The sequence below is a fragment of the Eggerthella hominis genome, assembly GCF_014287365.1.
GTDB lineage: Bacteria > Actinomycetota > Coriobacteriia > Coriobacteriales > Eggerthellaceae > Eggerthella > Eggerthella guodeyinii.
Genome location: NZ_JACOOA010000003.1, coordinates 362324 through 380246 on the forward strand (window position 1 = coordinate 362324; position 17923 = coordinate 380246).

At 64.5% G+C, this 17923-nt stretch carries 15 protein-coding genes; 9 read left to right on the forward strand and 6 right to left on the reverse strand.

Going from position 1 to position 17923, the window contains the following annotated elements; genetic code table 11:
- Positions 1–159: 159 nt before the first annotated feature.
- From H8S61_RS09110 to rpsA, 3 genes are all read left to right on the forward strand, one after another.
- On the forward strand, positions 160–1668 hold the full coding sequence (locus H8S61_RS09110) for a helix-turn-helix transcriptional regulator (RefSeq protein WP_186938747.1): 1509 nt from the start codon (positions 160–162) through the stop codon (positions 1666–1668).
- Positions 1669–1812: 144 nt separating this feature from the next.
- Positions 1813–2223: a Fur family transcriptional regulator gene (locus tag H8S61_RS09115; protein WP_160941209.1), complete on the forward strand. Its 411-nt coding sequence runs from the start codon at positions 1813–1815 to the stop codon at positions 2221–2223.
- A 234-nt stretch (positions 2224–2457) separates the two neighbouring features.
- On the forward strand, positions 2458–3675 hold the full coding sequence (gene rpsA / locus H8S61_RS09120; RefSeq protein ID WP_154333057.1) for a 30S ribosomal protein S1: 1218 nt from the start codon (positions 2458–2460) through the stop codon (positions 3673–3675).
- Positions 3676–3788: 113 nt separating this feature from the next.
- Here the strand turns inward: rpsA and H8S61_RS09125 are convergent, their stop codons facing one another.
- Positions 3789–5105 (reverse strand): NCS2 family permease, encoded by a 1317-nt coding sequence (locus H8S61_RS09125; RefSeq protein ID WP_186938748.1) that lies wholly within the window; start codon positions 5103–5105, stop codon positions 3789–3791.
- Positions 5106–5252: 147 nt separating this feature from the next.
- Positions 5253–7184, reverse strand: coding sequence for an acyltransferase family protein (locus tag H8S61_RS09130; RefSeq protein WP_186938749.1), 1932 nt, complete (start codon positions 7182–7184; stop codon positions 5253–5255).
- 332 nt (positions 7185–7516) lie between these two features.
- Between H8S61_RS09130 and mnmA the strand changes: the two genes are divergently transcribed.
- The gene (mnmA, locus tag H8S61_RS09135) at positions 7517–8584 is read left to right on the forward strand and encodes a tRNA 2-thiouridine(34) synthase MnmA (RefSeq protein ID WP_366458159.1); all 1068 of its coding nucleotides are present in this window, start codon (positions 7517–7519) and stop codon (positions 8582–8584) included.
- Positions 8581–9180, forward strand: a complete 600-nt coding sequence (coaE, locus tag H8S61_RS09140; RefSeq protein ID WP_154333060.1) for a dephospho-CoA kinase — start codon at positions 8581–8583, stop codon at positions 9178–9180. Before mnmA ends, coaE begins: the two co-directional genes overlap by 4 nt.
- A gap of 95 nt (positions 9181–9275) precedes the next feature.
- On the opposite strand, the gene H8S61_RS09145 is transcribed toward coaE, so the two are convergent.
- Positions 9276–10349 (reverse strand): YeiH family protein, encoded by a 1074-nt coding sequence (locus H8S61_RS09145; protein WP_186938750.1) that lies wholly within the window; start codon positions 10347–10349, stop codon positions 9276–9278.
- Positions 10350–10656: 307 nt separating this feature from the next.
- Here H8S61_RS09145 and H8S61_RS09150 point away from each other — a divergent pair, with 307 nt between their 5' ends.
- Positions 10657–11103, forward strand: a complete 447-nt coding sequence (locus tag H8S61_RS09150) for a hypothetical protein (protein ID WP_186938751.1) — start codon at positions 10657–10659, stop codon at positions 11101–11103.
- Positions 11104–11222: 119 nt separating this feature from the next.
- Positions 11223–13373 (forward strand): excinuclease ABC subunit UvrB, encoded by a 2151-nt coding sequence (gene uvrB, locus H8S61_RS09155; protein ID WP_154333062.1) that lies wholly within the window; start codon positions 11223–11225, stop codon positions 13371–13373.
- A 119-nt stretch (positions 13374–13492) separates the two neighbouring features.
- Here the strand turns inward: uvrB and H8S61_RS09160 are convergent, their stop codons facing one another.
- Positions 13493–14188, reverse strand: coding sequence for a Pr6Pr family membrane protein (locus H8S61_RS09160; protein WP_186938752.1), 696 nt, complete (start codon positions 14186–14188; stop codon positions 13493–13495).
- Positions 14189–14400: 212 nt separating this feature from the next.
- Between H8S61_RS09160 and H8S61_RS09165 the strand changes: the two genes are divergently transcribed.
- Positions 14401–15342 (forward strand): ankyrin repeat domain-containing protein, encoded by a 942-nt coding sequence (locus tag H8S61_RS09165; protein WP_186938753.1) that lies wholly within the window; start codon positions 14401–14403, stop codon positions 15340–15342.
- On the opposite strand, the gene H8S61_RS09170 is transcribed toward H8S61_RS09165, so the two are convergent.
- The gene (locus tag H8S61_RS09170) at positions 15303–16241 is read right to left on the reverse strand and encodes an alpha/beta fold hydrolase (protein ID WP_186938754.1); all 939 of its coding nucleotides are present in this window, start codon (positions 16239–16241) and stop codon (positions 15303–15305) included. The two genes, H8S61_RS09165 and H8S61_RS09170, sit on opposite strands and share 40 nt — an antisense overlap.
- A gap of 278 nt (positions 16242–16519) precedes the next feature.
- Here H8S61_RS09170 and H8S61_RS09175 point away from each other — a divergent pair, with 278 nt between their 5' ends.
- Complete coding sequence (locus H8S61_RS09175; protein ID WP_160941201.1) at positions 16520–17287, forward strand: 12alpha-hydroxysteroid dehydrogenase; 768 nt, start codon at positions 16520–16522, stop codon at positions 17285–17287.
- A gap of 9 nt (positions 17288–17296) precedes the next feature.
- Here the strand turns inward: H8S61_RS09175 and H8S61_RS09180 are convergent, their stop codons facing one another.
- The gene (locus H8S61_RS09180) at positions 17297–17845 is read right to left on the reverse strand and encodes a TetR/AcrR family transcriptional regulator (protein ID WP_160941200.1); all 549 of its coding nucleotides are present in this window, start codon (positions 17843–17845) and stop codon (positions 17297–17299) included.
- Positions 17846–17923: the final 78 nt, after the last annotated feature.

The window sequence follows — 17923 nt, forward strand, 5'->3', positions numbered from 1 at the left end:
CGGGCGACGTGCCGACGCTTCTCAGTTTGGTTCGCGTGGGATGTGCTAGTCTTCCCAAGATGCGGGGGAAGTGGTTGGTAACCGTCCAATTCCCCCGAGTCGGGGGAGGACGTATGTTCTAGCTTTTTGCTAGGGTGGACGCAGGGGAGGGATGCTTTCATGAAAGCGAACCAGGTTATCAACGAGCAATCTGAACGCGTGCACATTCTGAAGAAGCTGGGGCACAGCATCGCCCATCGGCCATACCTGCTAGCTGCGCTCACGCTCTATTGGACGTGGGTGAACCTGGCGTTCCAGGGTCCGTTGTTCTTTCCGTCGGTCGAGCTGTCATCGGGCTTGTTGTTTCCGGCTTGGATCGGCCCCGTGGCAGCCTACGCGCTCGCCTACGCCGTAGTCGGTCGATGGTTCAAGCCTCTGACGCCGATGTTTCGCAAGCGTTGGTATGTGAAGCTCGTCGCGGCGCTCATGATGACGGGCGCGCTGGCGTGTTTCGCATGGATGCACTGGCTTGGGGCGGCGCTGACCGCTCCGATCCATTACCTTCTGTACGGCCTCGGCTCGGTTTGCGTCGGGGTGGGGACGGCATGCTTGTTGGTGGAGTGGGCGCGCGTGTTCGGTTATCTGGGTCCGCAAGAGGTGCTTTTCCACGGTATCGTCGCCATGCTGGGCTCGGCGCTCGCCATTTGCCTGCTTTCGTTTCTCCCGCTCGTGGTAGGGCAGCTGTTGTTCGTGCTCATCCCCGTCCCCTTGGCCATGTTCTTCTCCCGCGTCATGCATGATCTGCCGCGAAAGACGGTGTTCGAACACGGCATGGACGCCGATTTGCGCCTGCCGTACAAGCTTGTGATCACCGCCTTCATCCACGGCCTCGCCCTCGGGGTGCTGCTTGGAAGCCTTGTCATGCAGGCGAGCGAGCCCGACACCATCCTCATCAACGCGGTGAGTTTCGTGTTCGCCGCACTCCTCCTGCTGTTAACGGCCGTGTTCGTGAAGATGGACTTCAATCATCTGGTGTATCAGGTGGGGTTCTCCATCATGGCGTTGGGCGCCCTGTTGGCTTCCTGCCTGCGGGGCGTTCCCGTCGTTGGCGAGTCGTTCCTGCTCATCGGGTTCTGCTACGTGCATCTTCTCATGTGGGGCGTATGCTCGTATCTGACCAAGACGTTCACGCTGCCGGCGGCTTGGGTGGTCGCCTGGCCCACGTGCGCCGCGATGGCAGGACAGATCTTGGGCGGTTCGGCGTCGGGGTTGCTCGCCCAGATGCCCGATTCGGCAGACTTGCTCCAGATCGCGGCGGCGGTGATGTCGTTCGTATTGCTGTTCTCGGCCTTGCTTATGCTGAGCAACCGGAACCTGACTACGGGGTGGGGCATCGCGCGTCCGGGGAACGCGGTCAACGCCGACACCACGTTCGAGGCGGTCGCGCAGATTCTGAGCACCGAGAATAGTTTGACGCCGCGCGAGTCGGAGATACTCGGTCTCATGGTGCGAGGGCGCAATCGCAAGTTCATCAGCGAGAAGCTCGTCGTTTCCGAAGAGACGATCAAGACCCACGTATACGGCGTGTATCGCAAGCTGGGCATCCATTCCCAACAAGAGCTTCTCGATCTCGTGGAGGTTCGCGCTTCGGGCGTCGAGGAGACGCCGCAGAAAACCGTGTTCGAGTGAGCTCGGCGCGTGCGGGGCTGTTGGTTGTGGTCGTTCGCGGGAGGGTGGGGGCCGTTTATCCTGGGCGCTTTCCATCGCCATGCTAATGATATATAATCCTAATTGATCAATAGTATGGTTAGGTATGCGAACGACAGGATTACCATGGCTACGGAAACTGCAGAGCGCGCGACCACGCGCAACACCATTCAGCGAGCGCTCGTCCTGGAGGCGGTGCAATCGCTGCACAACCACCCGACCTCGGCCGACGTGTACGAAGTGGTGCGCGAGCGCCACCCCAACATCTCGCGCGCCACGGTGTACCGCAACCTCGGCGTGCTGGCGAATCGCGGCGAGGTCCTGCGCGTGGAGGTTCCCAACGGCGCCGACCGCTACGACTTCCTCAACAAGCCGCATTATCACGCGAAGTGCCGCGTGTGCGGCGGCGTGTTCGACATCGACATGCCCTATCAGGACGACATCGTGTCGCACGTGTCCGACGCGCACGGCTTCACCATCGAGCACCACGAGATCATCTTCGACGGCGTGTGCGCTGCATGCCAGGCGAAGGGGTAGCGCCTCGGAAATTATCGTGAGGGTTCGCTAAAAAGAGCGCAGACCTCAGGTGCCGCTGTGCTATACTACTATGGCTTATAATGCACAAGCTGTAAGCGTATAGTAATGTAGGCCCCCGAGACATGTTTGTTACACCGCTGCACGGGCAAGTTTCTTGCACAAGCGAACATGGTGAAGTAGCAAGTAATCATGACGAAGGGTCCCCGATTGGCAGGAATTTGAAAGGGGTCCGTTTTGACCGAAATCAAAAACACGTCCGTCATCGACTTCGAGGACATCTCCGATGAGCAGATGAACGCGATGATCGACGGCACGCTGACCGAGTTCGACGAGGGCGACCTGGTCGACGGTACGGTCGTCAAGATCGAGCACGACGAGGTGCTCGTCGACATCGGCTTCAAGAGCGAGGGCGTCATCCCGTCGCGCGAGCTGTCCATCCGCAAGGATGCCGACCCGTCCGACATCGTCGAGCTGGGCGAGAAGATCGAAGCCCTCGTGCTCCAGAAGGAAGACAAGGACGGTCGCCTGATCCTCTCCAAGAAGCGTGCCGAGTACGAGCGTGCTTGGATTCGCGTCGAAGAGAAGTTCAAGGCCGGCGAAGTGGTTACGGGCGAGGTCATCGAAGTCGTCAAGGGCGGCCTCATCCTCGACATCGGCCTGCGCGGCTTCCTGCCGGCGTCGCTGGTCGACCTCCGTCGCGTCAAGGACCTCGACATGTACCTGGGCACCGAGATCGAAGCCCGCGTCATCGAGATGGACCGCAACCGCAACAACGTCGTGCTGTCCCGCCGCGTGCTGCTCGAGGAAGGCCGCAAGAACGAGCGTGCCGAGATCCTCGCGAAGCTCTCGAAGGGCATGCGCCTCAAGGGCACCGTTTCCTCGATCGTCGACTTCGGCGCGTTCGTCGACCTCGGCGGCATCGACGGCCTGGTGCACATCTCCGAGCTGTCTTGGAACCACGTCAACCATCCGTCCGAGGTCGTCAAGGTGGGCGACGAGGTCGAGGTCGAGGTTCTGGATGTCGATCTGCAGCGCGAGCGCATCTCGCTCGGCCTCAAGCAGACGACGGAGGATCCGTGGGTCAAGCTCGTCGAGAGCTACCCGGTGGGAACCATCGTCGACGGCAAGGTGACGAAGATCGTGCCGTTCGGCGCGTTCATCGAGCTTGGCCAGTCCATCGAGGGCCTCGTGCACATCTCCGAGATGGCCATGCGCCACATCGACACCCCGGCTCAGGTCGTGAAGGCCGGCGACGAGGTGAAGGTGAAGGTCATGGAGATCAACCCCGAGCGTCGCCGCATCTCCCTGTCCATGAAGGCCGCCGCGGCCGACCTGGGCTTCGAGATCGAAGTGGACGAGTCCATCCAGGTTGAGGAGAAGCCGGCCAAGAAGAAGGTCGAGAAGGCCGACGCTCCCGCCGAGGAAGCTGCCGCTCCCGAGGCTGCGGAGTAACCTCCCGCTTCATACCACGCACGAATAAGAGGGCCGGTCGCAAGACCGGCCCTCTTTGCGTTGCCGGGCCGTCGCGTTCGCGCGCGACGGCCCCTGTTTTGCGTGCGTTGCCCCTACGCGAAGACGAACGAGGCGAGGAAGGCGAGCGCAGCCACCCACATGAGGGGCTTCACGTCGCGAACCTTGCCCTGCGCGGTCTTGATGATGCAGTAGGAGATGAAGCCGAGGCCGATGCCGTTGGCGATGGAGTACGTCATGGGGATGCCGACGATGGTGAGGAACGCCGGGAACGCCGACGAGATGTCGCTCCAGTCGATCTCGCCGATCTCGGTCATCATGAGGTAGCCCACCACGACGAGCGCGCCGCAGGTGGCCGAGCTCGTCACCATGCCGATGACGGGCGCGAGGAACGCGCATACGACGAACGCGATGCCGATGACGATGTTCGACAGGCCGGTGCGCGCACCCGCCGCCGCGCCGGAGACGGACTCCACGAACGACGTGATGGAGCTCGCGCCGATGAAGCCGCCGGCGGCCGCTGCGGCTGAGTCGACGATGAGGATGGGCTGCACGTCCTCGACGTCGCCCTTCTTGTCCACGAAGCCTGCGCGGCTGCCCACGGCCACCACGGTGCCCATCGTGTCGAAGAAGTCGCTCATGAGCAGGCTGAACACGAACAACAGCAGCACGGGCTGCACGATGACCTGCGCGATGGCCAGCATGCCGTCGGGCGTAGTCTGGAACGGCGCCGCGAAGGCGGAGAAGTCGGGCGCGAACGTGAAATCGGTGATGGGAGGCGTCACGCCCATCGGGATGCCGACGATGGTGGCCGCCACGATGGAGATGAGCAGCGCGCCTTTGAGGTTGATGGCGGTGAGCACCACGGCCACGATGATGGAGATGGCGGCCACGATGGCGGCCGGGCTCGTGAGGTCGCCCAGTGCGAGGAACGTCGACTCGTCTGCGGCGATGAACCCGCCGCCCTTCAGCCCGATGAACGCGATGAACAGGCCGATGCCGATGCCGATGGCGCGCCTGAGCGACACGGGGATCGCGTCCATGACGGCCTTGCGCAAGCCGCACAACACGAGCAGCAGGATCAAGATGCCCTCGAGGAAGACGACGGCCATGGCCACGCGCCAATCGACGCCCAGGCCAAGGCACAGCGAGTACGCGACGATGGCGTTGATGCCCATTCCTGAAGCGAGCGCGATGGGACGGTTTGCGAACAGGCCCATCGCGACCGTCATGATGGCGGCGCCGAAGCAGGTCGCGGTCAGCGCGGCGTTGAACGGGATGCCTGCCGCCTCCATCATCGCCGGGTTGACCGCGATGATGTACGACATGGCGAGAAACGTCGTCAAGCCGCCGATGATCTCAGTGGAGACGGTGCTCCCTCTCGCTGAAATCTTGAAGAACTTGTCCAGCATGAATAAACCCCCTCGTGATTCGTGTGGGCCTGCTTAGCAGGAAATCCCCCTTTGTACACTGCCACTTTCGCATTGTACAGGGCCGATTACGAAACGGAAAGGGTTTCCGCGTTCTATTGGGGAGGTCGGACGGTCGTCGCCGTTGCGCTACTGCTGGGGTTGGGGTGCCATGCCCTTCGCCGCGCTGGCGACGAGGGCATGCACGGCGTCGGACGCGGCCTTCTGCGCGTCTTCGGAGGCCAGCTCCAGCGGCGACTTGACCACCGCGGCCTCGTCGCTTTCGGCGTGTTCGGGCAGCAGCGGCTCCACGGTGTCGTGGATGAGCCCGATGTAGGCCTGCGCGCCCTCCTCGGTGAGGTGCGTGCCGTCGCCGTCGAAGTACTCGTCGTGATCGGCGCTTGCGGTGTACCAGTCGATCACGTGCACGTTGTCGTGGCGGTCGGCCGCATCGAACATGGCGCCGTTGGTCTGCCCGACCCACGATTGCGGGCTGCGCGTGTTCACGAAGAACACCTGACGATCGGGGCCGGCCGCCGCGATGAGCTCGTCGAGCTGCTCGTCGCTCGCCGCGCCGTTCGTGCCGAGGGCGAACACCACCACGCCGCCCACGATGTTCTGCTCGTTGTAGAAGTCGAACGTTTCCTGGCCGGCGTACAGCTGGCGGTTCACGGCGGCATCGAGGGCGCCGTAGGGGAACGCCTCCTCGAACTGCGGGATGGCGCGCACCGATACCGAGTCGCCGATCATGAGCACGTCGAGCTTGGGCGGCTCGGCCGCCGTGTCGTCGACGGGCAGCTCGGGCATCTGCGAGGTGTGGGCCTGCTCGTCCTTCAGCAGGTCGGCGGCGCCGATGGCCGAGGTGGGAGGGACGACGATAAGGCCGACGACGGCCACGATGACGACCAGGGCGCCGGCACCGTACAGCAGCGCATGACGGGTCATCCAATCCCGCAGGTCGATGGTGTGCTCGCGCACGCCCTTCACGAACGTGCCGATGGCGCCCTTGCGCAGGGGGTTCTCCACGAAGCGGTACGAGAATGCGGCGCAGGCGAACACGACGGCTACCTGCACGAGGTACATCCACCACGGCGTCTCGCCCGTGAAGTTGCGCGGGTTCATGAGCAGGAACAACGGGAAGTGCCACAGGTAGATGCCGTACGAGCGCAGACCGATCCACACGAGCGGCTTCGCTCCGGCGATGCGCCCGAGGAGGCTGGCGGGATGCACCATCACCGCGATGACGATGGCGGTGAGGATGGAGGCCAGCAGGATGCCGCCGCGGTAGAGGAACGGCGAGAAGCCGTCCACGAACACGATGAGGCCCAGAAGCGCCACGAGCGCGGCGAGCCCCACGCCGTCGAGGATGCTGCGCACCTGCTTCGTGAGGTGCACGCCCTCCTGAGCGCCCAGCAGGTGCGAAGGCCACACGAATGCGAGCCATGCGCCGATGAGCAGCGAGAACGCGCGCGTGTCGGTGCCGTAGTACACGCGGCTCGGGTCGTCCAGCGGGTTGTACAGCAGCGCCATCTCGAGCGCGGACAGCAAGGCCACCGCGAGGGTGGCGTTGCGCATGGTGGTGCGCTTCACGCCCAGCTTGTGGGCGACGAGCAGCACGACGGGCCAGATGAGGTAGAACTGCTCCTCGATGGCGAGCGACCAGAAGTGGGTGAGCGGCGACGGGGCGCCCAGCGCGTCGAAGTACGACACGTCCTGGAAGATGTACCACCAGTTCGTCACCCAGAGCAGCGCGGCCCACATGTCCTCGCGCAGTTTCGTGAGCAGGCTGTGATCGAGCAGCACGCACAGCGCGGCCGTGCACACGATGACCAGCACGATGGCCGGCATAAGCCGCCGCACGCGACGCAGCCAGAACTGCGGCAGGTTGATGGTGTCGGTGTTGTCCCATTCGATGAGCAGCAGGCTGGTGATGAGGTAGCCCGACAGCACGAAGAACACCGTGACGCCCAACAGGCCGCCCGGGGCCCATTGCATGCCCAGGTGGTAGGCGATGACGGCGAGGACGGCGAATGCGCGCAATCCGTCGAGCGCAGGAATGTAGCGTGATTTCGTCCCCGACATCTTTAGTATGACCCTCCTGCATAGCAGCTCTCAGCGCGTAAGGCGCAAGTTTTCAGTATAGCAATGTTTGCACAACGGGACGGCGCTGTAGCGGTAATGGATCGCGAAGACGGGTCTTTCCACGAAATATTGAAACATCGGTTTCGCCGTCGGCTTTTCGGCTCGGCAGCGGCGTGCGAGTTTGCGCGTCTCCCTTCGCGACAGGCGCGTGGCGCGCCTGTGCCAAAGGGAGGCTTCGTCCCCAAGAACTCCCCGCTTCCTTTATACTGGGGGCGAACCAGGCGAACGCGGGCGCGTGCGAGGCGTCCGCGCGACGGGAAAGGACGTGCCGCGTGTCGGACGATCGAGGGAACGGGCGCATCGCGCTCGGGATGAGCGGCGGGGTGGACAGCGCGGTGTCGGCGGCGCTGCTCATGCGCGCCGGGTACGAAGTGGTGGGTGTCACGTGCCGCTTCCGCGATAACGCCGCCACTGAGCGCGCGGTGGCCGACGCGGCAACCGTGTGCTCCCAACTGGGCATTCCCCACGTGGTGCCGTCGTGCGTCGACGCCTTCGAGCGTTGCGTGGTGGAGCCTTTCGTCTCGTCGTATGCGGACGGCCTCACGCCCAGCCCGTGCGTGGGCTGCAACGCGCGCTGCAAGATGCCCACGCTGCTGCGCGCCGCCGACGAGTACGGATGCGAGCGCATCGCCACCGGTCACTATGCGCGCATTGCCCGCCTTGCCGACTCGGGCCGATTCGTGGTGAAGACGGCCCTCGATGCCCGTAAGGATCAAAGCTACATGCTGTCGCTGCTGAGCCAGGAGCAGCTGGCGCGCCTCGTGCTGCCGCTCGGCGCCATGACGAAGGCGGAGGTGCGCGTGATCGCGGCCGACCTGGGCCTCGTCGTGGCTGAGAAGGCCGAGAGCCAGGACAACTGCTTCATCGAGGGCGACTACCGGCCGTTCTTGCGCGCGCATGGCGTGGAGGACGCGCCCGGCGCGATCGTGGACCGCGCGGGGACGGTGCTCGGCCGCCACGACGGTTTATCGAACTACACGGTGGGACAGCGCAAGGGCATCGGCGTGGCCGGTCCCGAGCCGTATTACGTGGTGGAGAAGCGTCCCTCGACCGGCGAGCTCGTGGTGGGGTTCGTCGACGACACGCTCATCGACGGCGTGGTGGTGGGCGCCATGAACTGGCAGGCTTTTCCAACGCTCGGCGACCCGTATGACGCGATGGTGAAACTTCGCTACCGGAGCCGTCCCTGTGCGTGTATCATAGAGCCGGAAGACAACCAGCGCGTATCGATCGCGCTGCGGAGTCCGCAGCCAACCACGGCGCCGGGCCAATACGCCGTCCTCTACGACGGCGATACCGTATTGGGAGGCGGCATGATTGAGGAGGTAGTGCACGCATGAAGAAGCTGTTCATCATCGGCGGCATGGGAGCCGGCAAGTCCACGGCCCGCAAGGTGCTCGTCGAGCAGGGTTTGCCGAACATTGATCTCGACCAGGTAGGCCACGACGTCCTCACGTGGGATACGGTGAAGGCCGAGCTCGTCGAGACGTTCGGCGAGGATATCCTGGGAGCCGACGGCGAGATCGATCGCCGCGCGTTGGCCGCCAAGGCGTTCGTGAGCCCCGCGGAAACGCGCAAGCTCAACCGCATCACGCTGCCGCGCATCGAAGAAGCGTTCACCGACCGCATCGCCGAGCTGGAGACCGAGGGCCACAAGGCCGTCGTGGTGGAGCACTCGGTGTTCAAGAACCGCCAAACTTCGCTCGCCTACGATGCCGACGTGGTGATCGCCGTGCTCGCGCCCATCGACCTGCGCATCGAGCGCGCCGTGAAGAGCGGCTGGGATGAGACCGACGTGCGTCGCCGCATCGCCCAGCAGATCACCGACGCCGACCGCATCGAGGCGTCCGATGTGGTGTTCAACAACGACGGCACCCCCGACGAGATGCGCAACAAGGTGCTCGCCTGGTGGGGAGACTACTCGAAGGATCTGTAAGAGCGTAGCGCTACGTGTGGGAGGGGCCCCGGTTCGGACGAACCGGGGCCTTTTTTGTCTGGGCCGTGCCGCGACCCTCCCGGCTTTCCGGCGGGTTACCAGAGGCCCAGGACGTGCTGCATGCCGAGGCTGACGGCGGTGATGGCGATCCAGCAGCACAGGCCCATGAGGATGGGCTTGCCGCCCGTCTTCACGAGGTGCACGATGTCGGTGTTCAGGCCGATGGCGGCCATGGCCATGACGATGAAGAACTTCGACAGCGTCTTGAGCGGCTCGAACAGCGCGACGTCGATGCCTGCGGCCACGGCGACGGTGGTGATCACGGACGCGGCCAGGAACAGCACGATGAACACGGGCAGCGCGCGGCGCAGGCTGAAGCCGCCGAGCTTGCCGGTGGGCTTGACCACGCTGCGGGCCTGCGCTTCGAGCGCAGCGGGATCGCGGCTCTCGCGGCGCGCCACCCAGATACCCAGCACGAGCGTGATGGGGACGATGGCCAGCGTGCGGGTGAGCTTGACGATGGTGGCCTGGTCGAGCGCGTTCGAGCCGGGGTGCATGCCGTCCCACGCCGCCGCTGCGGCCGTCACCGAGGACGTGTCGTTCACGGCGGTGCCGGCGAACAGGCCGAAGCCCTCGTTGGACATGCCCAGCGCGTTGCCGAGCGACGGGAAGATGAGGGCGGCCAGCACGTTGAACAGGAAGATGACCGAGATGGCCTGAGCCACGTCCTTGTCGTGCGCTTTGATGACGGGCGCGGTGGCGGCGATAGCCGAGCCGCCGCAGATGGACGATCCGACGCCGATGAGCGTCGAGATCTCGGAGGGCATGTGCAGCACCTTGTGCAGCGCGAACGCCGTGATGAGCGCCGTGGCGATGGTGGATCCGATGATGGGCAGCGACATCATGCCTACTTCGGCGATCTGCGCGAGGTTCAGCCCGAATCCCAGTAGCACGACGGCGGCCTGCAGCACCTTCTTGCCGGCGAACGCGATGCCCGTCTGCACGGGGCCGCGCGTGGGCTGCTTCCAGAACACGGCGATGGCCATGCCGGCCAGGATGGCGAACACGGGCCCGCCGATGATGGGGAACAGCTGCCCGACGAACCAGCACGGAACGGCGATAGCCACGCATACCGCCAGCCCGGGAAGATTCTTCAGCGCGTTGGTCACGATCAGTCCTTCTATCACGAACGGGGCTCGCGCCCCGTATCCGTCATTAACGGCGAGAGAGTATATCACTGCCGCCACAGCGCCGCCAATTCTGAGTCCACCCCGTTTTCTTTTATTTGCGAACAAATGTATGTATTTATGTGCTATACTGCTAATGTGAGAAAAAGAGCCAGTGCAAGCGCCTTCGAATCACTTGAATGGTCGGATGTCCATAGATGGTGACGGTGTTCCGCGTCGCCCGTACCACGCTTGCAAGATCCGCGAGATCCTCTCAGGTTTCGGAACGCCTCAGAGAGGTGCATGCTCCATGCCTAATCGCGAGAAGATCAATGCTCGAGGTATCGAAGTAACTTTGCTTGACGTTCCGCAAAGCGAAGACTGCATATCGTTGACCGATATCGCACGTTATCGCAGCGATAAACCCGCGGCCGTTGTCGCGAACTGGCTTAGAAACCATGATGTGATCGAGTTTTTAGGATTGTGGGAGGCTCTGCCGTCGGCATGGTGTCGCGCCCGGGACGTGGAGGAGAACCTCGTTCCCAGCGAGGTAGACGAAGCTCAGCTCATCGTCCTGTCGAACCTGGAAAGCTACAACGCCGAGATGGTCAAGAGAGGGCTCGACCAGGGGTGTCGGCTGGAAGCGCTCAATGGAGCAGCTCGCGAGCAGCTCTCGCTGTTGCTCCGCTCCGGTACGGCCGAAGGGTTGGAAAGCGGCAGGATGAGTTCGGAGCACGGACTACCTCCTGTTTCGTAACCATTTACTAACGAACATATGTTCATATCGAAGGGGCTGTGCTACACTGGTTCCCTTGTGAGATTTTTCGTCGCGCGGCCCGACACGTCGGCGCTCCGCTGTTATTCGGAAGGAGCAGCATGGCTCATCTTTCCAATATCGAAGGCATCGAAATGGAGGGCAAGCTGCCCGAGGTTCGCCTTGCCGCCACGCCCTTCGAGGTGGTTTCGCCGTACGAGCCGGCAGGCGACCAGCCGCAGGCTATCGAGAAGCTGGCGAAGGGCATCGAGGATGGCCTGCGCTATCAGAACCTGCTGGGCGTCACCGGCTCCGGCAAGACGTTCACGATGGCGAAGGTGATCGAGGCCGTGCAGAAGCCCACGCTCGTCATGGCGCCGAACAAGACGCTTGCGGCGCAGCTGGCAAGCGAGCTCAAGGAATTCTTCCCCGAAAACGCCGTGGTGTACTTCGTGTCGTACTACGATTACTACCAGCCCGAGGCGTACGTGCCCTCGTCCGACACGTTCATCGAGAAGGACGCGTCCATCAACGAAGAGGTGGAGAAGCTGCGTCATGCGGCCACGTCGGCGCTGCTGTCGCGGCGCGACTGTATCGTGGTGGCGTCGGTGTCGTGCATCTACGGCATCGGCTCGCCGATGGACTACGCCGGCATGGCCGTGTTCGTGGACAAGCAGAAGGACATGGATCGCGACCAGGTCATCCACGAGCTCATCGACATCCAATACGACCGCAACGACTACGAGCAGAAGCGCGGCACGTTCCGCGTGCGCGGCGATGCGCTCGACGTGTTCCCGCCTTATGCCGACCATCCTATCCGCATCGAGTTCTGGGGCGACGAGATCGAGTCCATCACCGAGATCGACAACGTGACGGGCGAGGTGCTCAACGAGTTCGAAGCGCTGCCCATCTGGCCCGCCTCGCACTACGTGACCGCGCGTCCGAAGATGGATCGCGCGCTGGGCACCATCCGCGACGAGCTGCGCGAGCGTTTGCAGCAGTTCAAGGAGGAAGGCAAGCTGCTGGAAGCGCAGCGCCTCGAGATGCGCGTGAACTACGATCTGGAGATGCTGGAGACGATGAACTTCTGCTCCGGCATCGAGAACTACTCGCGCCACATGGACGGACGCGAGCCGGGCGAGCCGCCCTACACGCTGATCGACTACTTCCCGAAGGACTTCTTCTGCATCATCGACGAGAGCCATGTGACGGTGCCGCAGATCCGCGGCATGCACGAAGGCGACCGCTCGCGCAAGATCACGCTGGCGGAGCACGGGTTCCGTCTGCCCAGCTGCCTGGACAACCGCCCGCTGCGCTTCGACGAGTTCGAGGATCGCATCCCCCAGTTCGTGTACGTCTCGGCCACGCCGGGCGATTACGAGCAGAAGGTGTCGCAGCAGCAGGTGGAGCAGATCATCCGCCCGACCGGCTTGCTGGATCCCGAGATCATCGTGCGCGGCTCGGCGTCGCAGATCGACGACATCATCGACGAGTCGAAGGAGCGTGCTGCGCGCAACGAGCGCGTGCTCATCACCACGCTCACGAAGAAGATGGCCGAGGACCTGACCGACCACCTGCTGGACCAAGGCGTGAAGGCGCGCTACATGCACTCCGACATCGCGACGCTCGAGCGCGTGGAGATCCTGCGCGACCTGCGCCGTGGCGAGTTCGACGTGCTCGTGGGCATCAACCTGCTGCGCGAGGGCCTTGACCTGCCGGAAGTGTCGCTCGTGGCCATCCTCGACGCCGACAAGGAAGGTTTCCTGCGCAACCACCGCTCGCTCATCCAGACGATCGGGCGTGCGGCCCGCAACGTGTCGGGCCAGGTGATCATGTACGCCGATAAGATGACGGATTCCATGGCGCTGGCTATCGACGAGACGAAGCGCCGTCGCGCTATCCAGATGAAGTACAACGAGGAGCACGGCATCGAGCCGCAGACCATCCGCAAGGCCATCAACGACATCATGAGCTATGTCACCGACGAGATGGGCACCACCACGGCCGAGCAGGTGAACAAAGAGCTGGCCGAGCTGTCGCGCGAGGAGGTGCTGCGCATCATCCAGTCGATGGAAGACGACATGGCCTCGGCGTCGAAGAGCATGGACTTCGAGGAAGCCGCACGCCTGCGCGATCAGGTGGTCAAGCTGCGCGTCCAGGTGGAGGGCGGCAGCGAGGACGACGTGCTGAAGGACCTCAAGAAGAACGCCCGCAAGGGCAGTGCCTACGGCAATCGCAAGAACGCTGCCTACGGCAGCGCCCGGAGGTCGTAGGGATCGCGTCGCACGCGGCAGCGTGAGGGGCGAGCGCCTCGTGCCGCAGCGTCGTCTCGCACGGCGAACGCCTCGCGCTGCGGTGCCGTCTCGCACGGCGCGGCAGCGCGCGTGGGGCTTCAGCTTCGGTCGCGTCGCTTCTCGTCGGCGCGCCTGCCTGCGCGCTTGCCGATGCGCGCGAGCAGGCGGTCGGTGCCCACGTACGCGTAGCCCAGGGCGATGAACGCGGCCAGCAGCACCGCCGCGGTGGCGGCGACCGTACCCGCACCGTTCGCGTCGATGTCGATGAACGGGTAGGGGTAGCGCGACGCGCCGTCGTAGCCCATGTTCGCTCCGAACAGGTTGACCAGGGCTATCGCATAGGCGAAGTACGCTAACGGGAACACCATCCACACTAGCGGCCCCGTCTTGCTCATGCGGCCCTTCTCGTCGAACAGCAGCCAGTCGAGGACGCAGCCGATGGGCACGAGGTAGTGCAAGGCGAGTACCGCGAAGCTGAAGCTCCCGTCGGGCAGTCGCACCCCGCCTCCCAGCAAAAACGTCGCCACCAGGCAGGTGACGGTCACGGCCATCAGGGCGGCGTACTTGAGCCGCGGCGCCCACGCGGCGCCGTCGCCGGGATGCCGCACGAGGTGAGCGATCGCGCCGATGAAATAGGCGACGGCAACCGCGTTGCTGAGGTTCGTGAAGTAGAAGAAGAACCGGGGATTGAACGACCCCTCGAAAAGGCCCAGCTGATCGAGCAAGCCTACGGCTCCTACCAGGACGATCAGGCACTTGAACGCGATGGACGCCACGCGGCTTCTCAATCTCATGAACGCTCCCCTCGGGTTGCCGTATCTCCGATGGTAGCGCGATTCGGCGCGGGGACGCGGGTAGAATCGGGCCTCATCTCCGAGTTGAAGGTGATTCGTAAGGCGCGTGCCGCAGGGGTCGCACCGCGCGCGGCGTCCCGCAAGAAGCGCGCGTGCGCTAGAATGTCGACGAGATCGGAAGGTCGAGAAGCGACAAAGGGGAGGGAGGGACCGTGGGCGGATTCTCGGTCGTGGTCATGCTGTCCGTGCTGGGCGCGGTTGCGTTCGTCATCTTGGGCGTGGTTGCGGTCGCGTTCGGGCTGTTCGTGGCCGCTACCGTCGTGAGCATCGTGTTCGCGTGCCGTACGAAGACGCGGCGCGAGCGAGGCAAACGACTGGGCGGGCTCGTCGCCGTGCCTATCGCGCTGTACGCGGTGAGCGTGCCCGTGCTCGTATGGTTCGTGCTCATGTGGGTGGTTCCGATCGCCGGCGATGGGAAGGGTGACGAGTTCTCCGACTTCTCCCAGGCCATCACCCGACACGAGCCGGAAGCGTTGCAGGCGTGTTTCGACGCCGATGCGTTCTCCTTCCCGTCGGAGGGGCCCGAATCGCTCGCTTCGCTGCTGGAGGTGGCCATCGCCTATGGCGAGGCCCCGTGCGCTCAGACGGTGCTCGCGGCCGCCGAGAAGCGGGGAGCGCCCCTCGACGTGAACGAGACACTGCCGTCGTACACGGTGAGCGGCGACCCGTACGGTGCCGAACGCCCGCTCGCGCGCGCCGCGGGCAGCGACTACAGCTCCGCCCGCATGCTGTCCGTACTGCTGCAGGCAGGCGCCGACCCGAACGCTGCGAGCCTGCTCGATGTCGAAGGAGGGCGCCCGCTGCATCTGGTGTGCGACAACGTGGGATGGGCAAGCATGTCGGCCGAGGATCAGGAGCGGGCGCTTGCCGACTCGGGGGAGTCCATCGACCTCTTGGCGGCGTACGGCGCCGACCCCGCCGCCGTCGATGCGACGGGCCTCACGGCGGGGGATCGCTTGACCGGTCGTCTGGACTCCCTGGTGGAGGGCGACGCGCTCACGCGCGAGCAGGCCAACCGGTTCGTCGCCGAGCACGCTGAGAGCCTCGGCCTCGCCTACAGCTCCGCGCGCACCGCTTTGAGGGCCGCCGCGTAGGCTTCGGGCTGCTCGAACATGGGGCTGTGCCCGGCGCGCGGGATGATCGTCAGGGCTTTGCGCTGCGCGCGCAGCTCGTCGAAGTACGCGCCGGCGAGGTCGGTGGGTGTGGTCGAGTCGTTCATGCCGAGGAGGTAGTGCACGGGGCAGGCGTAGCGGCATCCGTGGGCGCGCAAGTCGAAATCGACGAGCTCGCGCAGCAGGGCGGCGTTGGCGCTCGACGCGCGGACGAGGCTGCCGAGGTCGCGCAGCGTGAACACGCGATCGGCCAGCGTCTTCACGAGCAGGGTGCCGATGCCGGGTCCCTGCTCGTACGCATCCTGCACCTTGCGCACCTTGGGCAGCGCGCGGAGGAACTCGTCGGCGTCGGCGGGCGGATAGTCGCCCACCTGCTCGAGGAGGGCGAGGCTCTTGCGGTCGTCCGCCGCCTGCGCCTGGCGTTTCACCTCCTCGAACCCCACGCGTTCATTCTCGCGCAGGCTCACCACCTGGCCGCTGCCGATATAGGCGGCAACGTTCTCGGGGTGGCGCAGCGCGTACAGGCTGCCGAGCGCGCTTCCCCAGGAATGCCCGAGGAGCACCACCTTCGGCACCTCGTAGCTGCGCTTGAGGTGCTCGACGATGCCGTGCAGGTCATCGACCATCTGGTCGATGGAGCGCGGATGCGCGTCGTGCCCGTTGCGCGCCAGCGTCATGCCCGCCCCGCGCTGATCCCAGTGCACCTGCGTGAACATGCCCTGCCACGCGCGCTCGAGCTGCAAGGCGAAGAAGTGCTCGGGGTATCCCGGCCCCCCGTGCAAGAACAGCAGGACCGGGGCGCCGCGGTGCTCGGGGCCGTGCAGCAGGAAGTGCTCGATTCCCTGGACGGGCACGTATTCGGGGGTGAAGTCTTTTCTCATGGCGATGCTCCTTGCTCGGGCGCTGTCTGCATGGCTCCATCGTGGGGTTGCGGCTGCGAGCGCGCCACCTATTCTGGTTGGCAACCGCCGCAACTCTGAGGTGCGCGTGCGGAGCGCAGGCCGTTCGGCGCGCGAACCACGCCGCTTGATGTGTGCGTTTCGAGAGGCGAAACCGCTGGCCGAACACGTCCTCGAACTCTCGGAGCGCGAGATTTCGCCCTTGGTCGACCGCGCTACCATACGTCCCAGACGGTGCAGTCGAATCGAAGGAGTCGAGCATGGACATGGGTTTGAAGGATAAGGTGGTGCTGATCACCGGTGGCGGTGGCGGCATCGCGCGCGGCATCGAGCGGGCGTTTGCGACCGAGGGTGCCAAGTTCATCCTCACCGACCTGTTCCCCGGCGGCATGGAGGCGGCGAAGGAGGAACTCGAGCGCGACTTCGGCTCCGAGGTGTTCACGGTCATCGCCGACGGCGCGAACGAAGACGAGGTGAAAGCCGCCATCGACGCGGGTGCCGCGCATTTCGGCGGGCGTGTGGACGTGCTGATCAACAACGCGCAGGCGTCGGCTTCGGGCCTGACGCTCGTGCAGCACTCCAAGGAGGACTTCGACCTGGCCGTGCAATCGGGCCTGTACGCGACGTTCTTCTACATGAAGCACGCGTACCCCTATCTCAAGGAGGCCGGCGGATCCGTCATCAACTTCGCGTCGGGCGCGGGCATCGGCGGCAACCCGGGGCAGAGCTCCTACGCGGCGGCGAAGGAGGGCATCCGCGGCATGAGCCGCGTGGCCGCCTCGGAGTGGGGCCCCGACAACATCAACGTGAACATCGTGTGCCCCATCGTCATGACGAAGGCGCTCGAAGAATGGCGCGAGCGCGAACCCGAGATGTACGAGAAGAACATGAAGGCCATCCCGCTCGGCCGCTTCGGCGATGCGGAGAAGGACGTGGGGCGCGTGTGCGTGTTCCTGGCCAGCCCCGACGCCTCGTTCGTGACGGGCGACACCATCATGGTGCAGGGCGGATCGGGCATGAAGCCGTAGGGCTCGCACCTACTCGAACCGCGATCTCCCGTATTCGTGGATGGCGGTGAGCAGGTCGCCTGCCACCTCGGCAACCGTTTGAGAATCGTCTTCGTAGCGCGGCAGCAGGTTCAGGATGCCCGTCAGCATGAACGTGGTCATCATGCTGCCGCGCTTGTCGTCGACGACCGGCTTGAACTCGCTCAGGCGCGCATGCGTGGCGCTGGCGAACGCATCGAGATAGGAATGCATGATCCCGTTGCGTCCGAACACCAAGCCTTCTTCCTTGTTGGCTTCGAAGTCCGCCACCAGATGGGCCGCGAATGAACGGGGATCGTCGAAGTACTCGTCGAGGTACTCCATGCCGTCCACGCGCGCTTGCGCGACGTGGCGGACGTACGCTTCGGCAAGGTCGTAGATGTCCCGATAGTGCAGGTAGAACGTCGCCTTGTTGATGTCCGCCGCCGCGGCCAGCGACGTGACGGTGATCTTGTCGAGCGGGCGCTCGTTCAGCGCCGCGCCGAACGCCTCGAGCAGGTAGCGCTCGGTGCGTCGGTACCGGAGGTCGGTGTTCGCCATCTCTCCATCCTTTTCTTGACGATTTCCCCGGATTGGTCGCGTAAGCGACGCCTCGCGAAGATCGTCGCTTGTTGCCAT